The sequence below is a fragment of the Gordonia sp. ABSL11-1 genome (genome assembly GCF_030315685.1).
Taxonomy (GTDB): Bacteria; Actinomycetota; Actinomycetes; order Mycobacteriales; family Mycobacteriaceae; genus Gordonia.
This window is the reverse complement of the sequence record NZ_JASXSI010000012.1, coordinates 167,903-176,207: the sequence shown is the minus strand read 5'-3', so window position 1 is coordinate 176,207 and position 8,305 is coordinate 167,903. Positions and strand designations below refer to the sequence as shown.

The following is an 8,305-nucleotide window of genomic DNA, read 5'->3' as shown; positions in this document are numbered from 1 at the left end:
GTGGTCGCGTCCGGTGTGCTGGGTGATGCGCATGCGTTCTGCGGCGAGCGGTGCTGCCGAACGTAGTGTGGTGTGGAACGCGGTTGCTGATGCTGGAGGCACATGTGTGTCGCGGGCTCCGAGCTCGAAGGCGATCGCCGGGCCGTGGGTGTAGTGATTCGGGTGGGTGGCTGGGTTGATCTGCTGGTAGAGCCATTGCCCGTAAGCGGTCGGCTCGCCTTGATCGATGATGGTGGCAGGGTCTGCGACTGAGTGCATGCCAGGACGCGTCCAATCAGGTGTGGCGGCAACTGCGGCCACCCGGGTGACTCGATGGTCGATACCTGCAAGGGCGATGCTGATGTCGCCACCCATGGAGAGGCCACCTGCCACGATGCTGTCCGCGGCGACGTTGAAGTATTCGATGGCCCAGTCGAGAACGTGGACTGCATCGAGAGTGCTTTGTCCAAGGATCGGCCACATGTACCGGCGAAAGTGGGTAAACACCTCACCCATGAGAGCTCGGTCATCACCGCTGCCACGCTGTCCGGCCCGCCATGGATCGAAGCTGATCGCGGTGAATCCTCGTCCGGACAACTCTGACAGTTGCCTGCTTACAGCCTCTTTCGTCCCGCCGAGGTGGGGAAGAAACAACGCGAGTTGATGCCGATCGTTCGTGGGCGCCGGGAGGGCGTAGATCGCGGGAATGGTGTCGAGGGTCGCATGAGTGAGTTCCGCGGTCATAGCTTTCACGCTAGACCGCGGGGCAGCTGGACGACGCCTGTGCTCCACGGGGTATGCCCTGTCGCGGGCAGCGTCTTGCCCCTGGTCGGAGTATTAGGCGTCTACCGGACTGCTTTCTGGGTGTGGGCCAGGCGGTAACTGTTGGTGCCAGTTTCGATGATGTGGCCGCCGAAGGTGAGCCGGTCAACGATCGCGGCGCATAGCCGCGCACGCTCGTCGGGCGACTGCATGCGGCCCTGCAACCCGCAACTGGTTCCCCGCACATCGGGGGCACATACTCGCACGACTGGCGCAGAACACTCGGGAACTCGACGCTGCTCTCACCCGTGGACGACGACGTCGTCCCTCACGGCGACCTCCACGGCAGCAACGCATTACGCGCCGGCAACCGTTGGCAGATCATCGACCCCCATGCGGTACGTGGCTATCGACACGCCGACGTCTGGGCCGATGATCGATCCGCTCGCGCCGGTACCGCCGGATGCGCGTACTGCCCAGGCATGGATCCGGCGCTACGCCGCATCAGCGAATCTCGATCCCGACCGCGCAGCTGAATGGGTGCGTTTCCGGGCACGCGCCGAAGCACTCGACGGCGCCGACGGCGACCACGCGTGGGCAGGGCGCCTCCATCACATGGCCGACCTGCTCGAGGTAGCCGACCGGCCCGGATGAGAGCTATGGGCGGCCGGAGAGTCCTCGGCGGGGCCGACCACCACCACGAGGTCCGCGGTTCGCGTGATGTCGTCGGTGAGCTGACATGATGAATGAGCGAGGGAGTCGGCCCCGACTCCGGCAGATCCGGCAGAACAGCCACGCCACCACCAGCAGCAGACGGTCACGACCCGGACTGCTCCGCCTCACGCGGAATCGCATGACGTTCACGACGATCCGGCCAATGCACCCCCACGCTCTTCATCCCCTTGGTGACATCGATCTCCGGGTGTGCGAGCACGACATCGCGATACGACGGACTGCCAACAACCGCGGGCTTGAACTTGTTGAACGACGCATCGACCTCGCCCCGCAACTCCTGCGGGATTCCGAACTCGTCATAGCACTCGTACAGGCAGTCGAACATCGCATTCCAGTGGACCTCTGTCAGGCCCATACCTCGATGCGCGGTGACCATGTCACGCCCGCGATAGCGGACGTTGCCACCCCACTGCTCGGACAGGAAGTCGACGAAGTTGATGTGCTCCTTGTAGAACGTTGACTCCGACATGTGGGCCCAGATGTGACCGATGTCGGGGTGGGCCATACCCTTTTTCAGGGCGGCCGCAGCGAACACATAGATTGCGTCGTATCCGCCGAGTCGTTCATAGAGTGAGGGCCCCGCATCAGACGATTCGATACCCGGGTGGGCGTGTTCGGTCATCACATCTCCTGTTCAGGCTTCGAGTATCTGTTCGAGTTCCGTGTCGACGGCGTCGGTTTCGACCGTCTGGCCACCTCCGTGTGTCGGCGTCGGACGGATCACCTTGCTGCGCTTGGTGTCGTCGAAGACGAGCTGGAACACGTCGGGGCGCGAATAGTGGCCGACAGGGTCGGCGGCATTCTTCGCGGCGAGGATCGCCGAGTAGTCGATGTCGGCATACAGGATCCCCTCGGCGGTTGGCGCGAGCGGCTCGGCCAGATCCTGACCGTCTGGCCCGAAGATCCGTGCGTGACCGCCGCCGACCCGTAGCAGTTGCTTCTTGAGGTCGGTATCGGCGAGCAGGTTCTGGCCCGCCTCCCCGACGATGCCGCTGGGAGACAACACAAAGGTCTGTCCCTCGACCGCGTATTGCCGGGCAGCGCCGACGTTCACCTCGGGTCCGAGCGCATAGACGGCACCCTCGAAGATCGAGAAGCTCGGCCACGCGGCGACGTGGAGCTGCTCCCCCTGTGCGAACATCGCGTACTTTGCGAGCGGCTGGAGGTGTTCCCAGCAGTTGAGCGCACCCACCCTACCGAGATCGGTGTCGATGACCTGGATGTCCGAGCCGTCGCCCTCACCGAACAGCGTGCGTTCCACGTGTGTCGGCTTGAGTTTGCGGCGGACCGTCCTGGTGACTCCGTTCGCGTCGATGAACGCCTGGGCGATGTACACCGAGCCGCCGTCCCGCTCGCTGAACCCGAGCGACACGGCGATTCCGTTCTCCTGCGCTGCAGCCTCGATCCGAGCGAACCGATCGCTGCCGACCTCGATGGAGTTGGTCACGTAGGTCACGACGAACTGGGACTGCCATGCGACGGAGTCCAGCCAGAGAAACCATGGATAACCAGGGATCCACACCTCGGGGAACGCGATGATCTCGGCACCATTGGACGCGGCCTCCGCGACGAGCGCGATCGTCTTGTCTATGCCGCCGTCGACGTCGTTCCAGACCGGTTCGGCCTGGACCGTCGCCGCACGGAATGCCTTTGTGTAGTCGGACACGGAGTGCCTCCTGCTGCTTGTCGGAATGCGACACGTCGAGCGCCGCGACACTCACGCTATGGATCCTTCCCCGCGACGCTCTCGGTGTTTCCTGCATCACATCCGATGATTCCTGCACGCTTGTCACCAGCGCTTTCGACGATTCATGCACCTGACATCGGCGGACCCAGAACCGCAACACATGCGCAACACGAACACCTCCGGAAGCCGTCGACGAGTTCGTACACTCGTCCCATGAGCCGGGTTCGAGCACGGTCGGCCGCAGAGTGGGCCGACGCCTGCAGCAACGCATTCGTGCCGCTGCGCGTGCGCTCCGCCTCACCCCGGTTCGCTGCGACGCTCGAGCGGGTTGAGCTCACGCCGGGCGTCTCCGTCACGCGGGTGGCGAGTGCGGGCTCCGAAGTGGTGCGCACAGCGAAGACCATCGCCGAGCATCCTCGAGACGACTTGCTGATCTCCGTCCACCGATCTGGACGCGGCCGCGTCGCGCAGCATGGGCGCGAAGTCGACCTGACCATGGGACGCGCCGCCCTGTACGACGCGTCCGCACCGTACCGACTGAGCTTTCCCGGGCGGATGAGCGAGATCGTCTTGCAGGTCCCGCGCGGACTGATCGCACGAACCGGGCATGCGTTCACCGACCTCACCGCCACCGCACTACCCGTATCGGCGGGAATGATCGCCCTGCAGAACCTGTTGTCGTCCATCGACCCTCAGACATCTCACCAAGCGCCGCTCATCGAGCGGGAGATGCTCGCCGACGCCACCACGACCCTCCTCCGCGCGTCCCTCCTCTCGGTTGATCGCACGATGCCGCCGGCCGTCGACAACCAGACACTCGCCCGCTCGTTACGCACGTACATCGACGACCACTTGACCGACCCCACGCTCACGGTGGAGACCCTGGCCATCGCCAACCACGTATCGGTTCGCCTGGTGTACAAGGTCTTCGCCGATCATCTCGACGACTCCCCCGGTGACTACCTCAGACGCGCACGATTGTCCGTGGCGCACAGACAGTTGACTTCGGGTCACTCGGTTCTGGATGCCGCTGTCAGCAGCGGCTTCGCCGGGCCCGACACCTTCACACGGGCCTTTCGACGTCTTTACGGCTACCCTCCATCGGCATTGAAGAACCCATCGCGGGATTGACAGATCACGACCGGTGGCTGCAGCCGCACCACAGGTGAATCCCGCGTCACCCGCACGAACCGTGGCACGATGCGCCTATGGTGGAGCACTCGCCGAACCGATGGCAGACGCCGCTTGGAATCTGGCGTGCGGCGCATATGGTCGCCACCGTCGCTATCCCGTGGGCGCTTGCCGTCTACTTCATGCGATCGCACACGACGACAATCGACGAGGACGCCCGTCTTGTCGCCGCCTTCCACACCAAAGCGGCGATTGCTGCAGCCGCACTCCTGGTCAGTACGGTCTCCCTGCGCCTGCGCGGCCGCGGGGTCACCGCGACGATCCCCTTTGCACTGACGTGGGCGGTCGCCCTCGGGTTCTCAGTTTCCCAGATCCGCGAGTACAGCGGCCACTACGAGTGCCGAGACGGCTTGTGCATGCCCGACTTCGGTCTGCTCATCACGGCCGTACCATTCGCCGTGGTGGTGTCCGTCGCCGTTGTCTGTTCGGCGGTGATCACCACTATCGAACGCAGAGCAAGTGATCATCTCAGTGGCGATGAATGACAGCCTTCCGCGCCACAACAATCGCATCCGTCACGGTGTGCGCCGTGACGAGTGAAGCCAGTTGTGCAACACGCATCTCCCCTCCACGCATTGACACCCTCGCGCACGGCGATAGCTGCGATGACCAGAGCGGCGACCGGGTCGGCCCACGACCACCCCAACAGACTGTTGATCACCAGCCCGACCAGCAGAACCGCGGACAGATACGTGCACAGCAATGTCTGCTTCGAGTCGGCGACCGCACTCAGCGAACCAAGCTCCCGGCCCGCTCGACGCTCGGCCCACGACAGCACCGGCATGATCACCACACTGACGGCGGCCAGCGCGATGCCGATCGTCGAGTGGCGGGCATCCTCGCCCATCCCCGACAGTGCGCGAACCGAATCGATGCCGACATACGCAGCCAGCGCGAAGAACGAGAATGCGATGATCCGCAGAGCCACCCGCTCTCGACGTTCGGGATCCTTGCCGGCGAACTGCCACGCCACCGCCGCAGCCGATGACACCTCAATCACCGAATCGAGGCCGAATCCGATCAACGCCGTCGACGAGACACGTGTACCTTCACTGATCGCGATCACTGCCTCGGCAACGTTGTAAACAATGGTCGCGGCGACGAACCAGCGAATTCGCCGTGACAGCAACTGTCGTCGCACATCGGTCAGGGCCGGCCCACCGACGGCCGGTAGCCCCAACTCGGAGGCCATCAGCAACACCCCTCGTCCTCGGAATCGACGCAGCACGCCGGATCGACCGCCAACACCAGGCCCAGCAAGTCGCCCAGCGCATGCCCGATCCGTCTGTCCGCCAACTCATAACGAGTACGGCGTCCTTCCGGGACCGCAACCACGAGACCACACCCCCGCAGGCATGCCAGATGGTTCGACAGCGCTTGGCGCGAGACACCGATCGTCTCTGCCAGTTCGGACGGGTAGGCCGCACCTGCACGCAGCCGCAACAGCACCTGCGTGCGCGTCGAATCCGACAACGCGTACCCGAATCGGGTCAAGGCATCACGCTGGGTCACGACCACCGTTTCCATACGAGCGACTGTACATCGAATCGTGTATTCAGGAAATCCTGAAACGGATGGGTGGCGATCACGCACATCGGAGGTCTATTTGAGACCCGATGGCACGACCTTGCCGTTGACCGTCACCGTGATCGCTCCGGTCCTGGTGTTCTCCGTGATCGTCCCGTGCTCGAATGTCACCTTCTCGATCTCACCTTGTCGGAGCACATCGCTGGTGGGGACACCCAGAGGTCCGGGCGAGCCGTTCATGCCGGTGAGCGACGGGGTGCCATCGGGTGCGCGCTCGGTGTTCCACGCGTCCCGGATCTTGCCCGAGGTGGTGATGTAGGCAGGCGTACCGGCGGTGTCGTTCTTCGCGACGATGACCCCACCTTCGAACTGCTGGAACACAACGCCGCTGTCTCGGGTCCCCGCGTTGCGATCGCCGGTCAGCGGTTTACCGAGAGCGGCCTTCTGAGCGTCGGTCGCTGACGTGTACTTGACGGCGATCGGGCCGGTCAGTGTCACATCGACGTCCCCGACACCCGAGATCGACGTTTCTGTGGGTACGGCGCTGGTCGTCGTCTCGGAGACCGTGGCTGACGTCGTCTCACCGCTGGGCTCCACAGTTGTTTCCGCCGCCGACGACGCGACCGCCGAGGTTTGGGGCGCGGCCTCGTCCGTCGTGTCGTCGCTGCTGCAGCCTGCGGCGATCAACAGGACCGCGGACAGTCCCACGACGACGGTGACGCGGCGGTCAGCGAGTGGCCTCATGAATTCCTCTCATGTCGACGGCCCGAGGCCGCTCGAATGTGACGACAGCAGATACCGCGATGACCCTATCGCCAGGACAGCGACGAAGCATCGCCAGACGTCGACCGGACAGGCCAGGTGGGTTGTGAACGGCATGTTTGCGTATTGGCGCGCCCCTGCGGGGTCGAGCTTTGAGCTCACCGGACCGGCGGAGGCCGTATGAGCGAACGGCTGTCACGCACCGATGACACCGACGAGGTGTCCCACGAGTTCGGTTACGCCCCTGAGCTGAAGCGCACCCGGGGCTCGTTCCAGGTCTTCGCCGTGCCCTTCGCGTTCATCTCCGTGGCGGTCGGCATCTTCGGCACCTACGGGATGTTGCTGACGAACTCCGGTCCGGCGGGCATCTGGACATGGCTGATCGCCCTGGCCGGTCAGTTGCGGGTCGCACTGGTGATCGTGCCGTTCGCCGCACGCATTCCGCTCAGCGGGTCGTCGTGCCAATGGGCGTCGCGACTGGCAAACCCGCGCGTCGGTTGGGGTTTCGGCTGGTTGACCTTCTGCTATCTCGTCACGAGTCTCATGGCGATCGACAACGCGATGGCCGGCCAGTGCCTGATGCCACTCTTGGGGATGGCGCCCGACGACCACATGGTCCGCATGGTCACCGTGGTGGTCATGCTCATGCAGGCGGCACTCGCGATCGCGTCGACCAGGCTTGTCGGACTGATCAACTCGCTGGCGGTCGGTGTCGAGGTCGCGATCGTGGTGCTACTCGTGGCCGCCCTGCTGATCGCGGTCGCGGTGACCGGCGATGGCTCGGTCGACAATCTCGGCTCACGCGGTGTCGCCACTGGATCGGCCGACTACTTCGCCTTTCGGTGGCGGCCTGATGGCCGTCATGATCGTCGGACTGGCGACCCTGGTCGGCTTCGACTCCGCCGCCAACATGGCCGAGGAAGCCAAGGATCCGCACCGCAGCGTGCCTCGGGCGATCGTCGGTTCCGTCGCGGCCGCCGGCGTCCTCGGCATGTTGTTCCTGATCGCGCTCACTGTCGCGATCGACGACATCACCAAGGTCAGCGCGTCGGAATCGCCGGTCGCCACCATCATGCGCGACCAGCTCGGCGCACCGATGGAACGAATCCTGTTGGTGGTCATCGCCATCGCGTTCTTCGGTGGCGGCTTGGTCACGATGACCTCGTGTGCCCGCACCGTGTTCGCGATGTCGCGTGACGGCCGATTCCCCGGCCATCGTTGGATGCGAGAGGTCAATTCGCACACGAAGACCCCGATCGCCGCAACGCTCCTGCCGCTGGTGATCGGGATCGTCGTGATGATCGTGCTGCCGGGCGACGCGCTCGTCGAACTGATCACCGCGGGAACCCTGTTCCCCGCGATCACCTACGGGCTCGTCGTCGCCCGATATCTGGTGGTGCGACATCGACTCGATCGCCGAAGCGGCGCTTTCGATCTCGGCCGCTTCGAGGTGCCGGTCGCGGTTGCGGCGCTCGTCTGGTCGGTGTGCGCCGTCGTCGTGCTGCTGTCCCCCATCGACGCGACTGTTCCTGCGGTCATCGTCGGCGGGCTGATACTTCTCGGCGGCATGTATTTCGCCTATTTGATGATCTACCGCCGCGATGTCCTGCTCACCGAGCCCGGCCAGGACAGAACGGTGCTCGGCTACCAGCAGCACTGACA

General features: G+C 64.5%; 9 protein-coding genes and 2 pseudogenes. 4 read left to right on the top strand and 7 right to left on the bottom strand.

The window, feature by feature from the left end:
- Together QSJ19_RS15120 and QSJ19_RS15115 are read right to left on the bottom strand one after the other, a co-directional pair.
- The coding region (locus tag QSJ19_RS15120) for a prolyl oligopeptidase family serine peptidase (protein ID WP_286321528.1) at positions 1-723 on the bottom strand (723 nt) is incomplete at its 3' end.
- Positions 724-824: 101 nt separating this feature from the next.
- Positions 825-929, bottom strand: a pseudogene (locus QSJ19_RS15115) (IS21-like element helper ATPase IstB); the annotation flags it as partial.
- 205 nt (positions 930-1,134) lie between these two features.
- Between QSJ19_RS15115 and QSJ19_RS15110 the strand changes: the two are divergent.
- Positions 1,135-1,395 carry a hypothetical protein gene (locus tag QSJ19_RS15110; RefSeq protein ID WP_286321526.1) on the top strand — a complete coding sequence of 87 codons (261 nt, stop codon included), beginning with the start codon at positions 1,135-1,137 and terminating at the stop codon, positions 1,393-1,395.
- Between the two features lie 163 nt (positions 1,396-1,558).
- Here QSJ19_RS15110 and QSJ19_RS15105 read toward each other — a convergent pair whose 3' ends face one another.
- On the bottom strand, positions 1,559-2,098 hold the full coding sequence (locus QSJ19_RS15105) for a group I truncated hemoglobin (protein ID WP_286321525.1): 540 nt from the start codon (positions 2,096-2,098) through the stop codon (positions 1,559-1,561).
- A gap of 12 nt (positions 2,099-2,110) precedes the next feature.
- Positions 2,111-3,142, bottom strand: coding sequence for a carbon-nitrogen hydrolase family protein (locus tag QSJ19_RS15100; protein WP_286321524.1), 1,032 nt, complete (start codon positions 3,140-3,142; stop codon positions 2,111-2,113).
- Between the two features lie 234 nt (positions 3,143-3,376).
- Between QSJ19_RS15100 and QSJ19_RS15095 the strand changes: the two genes are divergently transcribed.
- Positions 3,377-4,294 carry an AraC-like ligand-binding domain-containing protein gene (locus tag QSJ19_RS15095; RefSeq protein ID WP_286321522.1) on the top strand — a complete coding sequence of 306 codons (918 nt, stop codon included), beginning with the start codon at positions 3,377-3,379 and terminating at the stop codon, positions 4,292-4,294.
- A gap of 137 nt (positions 4,295-4,431) precedes the next feature.
- On the top strand, positions 4,432-4,839 hold the full coding sequence (locus tag QSJ19_RS15090) for a hypothetical protein (protein ID WP_286321521.1): 408 nt from the start codon (positions 4,432-4,434) through the stop codon (positions 4,837-4,839).
- On the opposite strand, the gene QSJ19_RS15085 is transcribed toward QSJ19_RS15090, so the two are convergent.
- The 3 genes from QSJ19_RS15085 to QSJ19_RS15075 all read right to left on the bottom strand — a co-directional run bounded on the left by QSJ19_RS15085 (position 4,818) and on the right by QSJ19_RS15075 (position 6,625).
- A complete protein-coding gene (locus QSJ19_RS15085; protein ID WP_286321519.1) occupies positions 4,818-5,546 on the bottom strand; it encodes a cation efflux transmembrane domain-containing protein in 729 nt (242 codons plus the stop codon). The two genes, QSJ19_RS15090 and QSJ19_RS15085, sit on opposite strands and share 22 nt — an antisense overlap.
- Positions 5,546-5,881, bottom strand: coding sequence for an ArsR/SmtB family transcription factor (locus QSJ19_RS15080; protein ID WP_286321518.1), 336 nt, complete (start codon positions 5,879-5,881; stop codon positions 5,546-5,548). The genes QSJ19_RS15085 and QSJ19_RS15080 overlap by 1 nt, the downstream gene beginning before the upstream one ends.
- Positions 5,882-5,956: 75 nt before the next feature.
- The gene (locus QSJ19_RS15075) at positions 5,957-6,625 is read right to left on the bottom strand and encodes an LGFP repeat-containing protein (protein WP_286321516.1); all 669 of its coding nucleotides are present in this window, start codon (positions 6,623-6,625) and stop codon (positions 5,957-5,959) included.
- A 198-nt stretch (positions 6,626-6,823) separates the two neighbouring features.
- Between QSJ19_RS15075 and QSJ19_RS15070 the strand changes: the two are divergent.
- Positions 6,824-8,303: pseudogene (locus QSJ19_RS15070) on the top strand (APC family permease).
- Positions 8,304-8,305 lie beyond the last annotated feature (2 nt).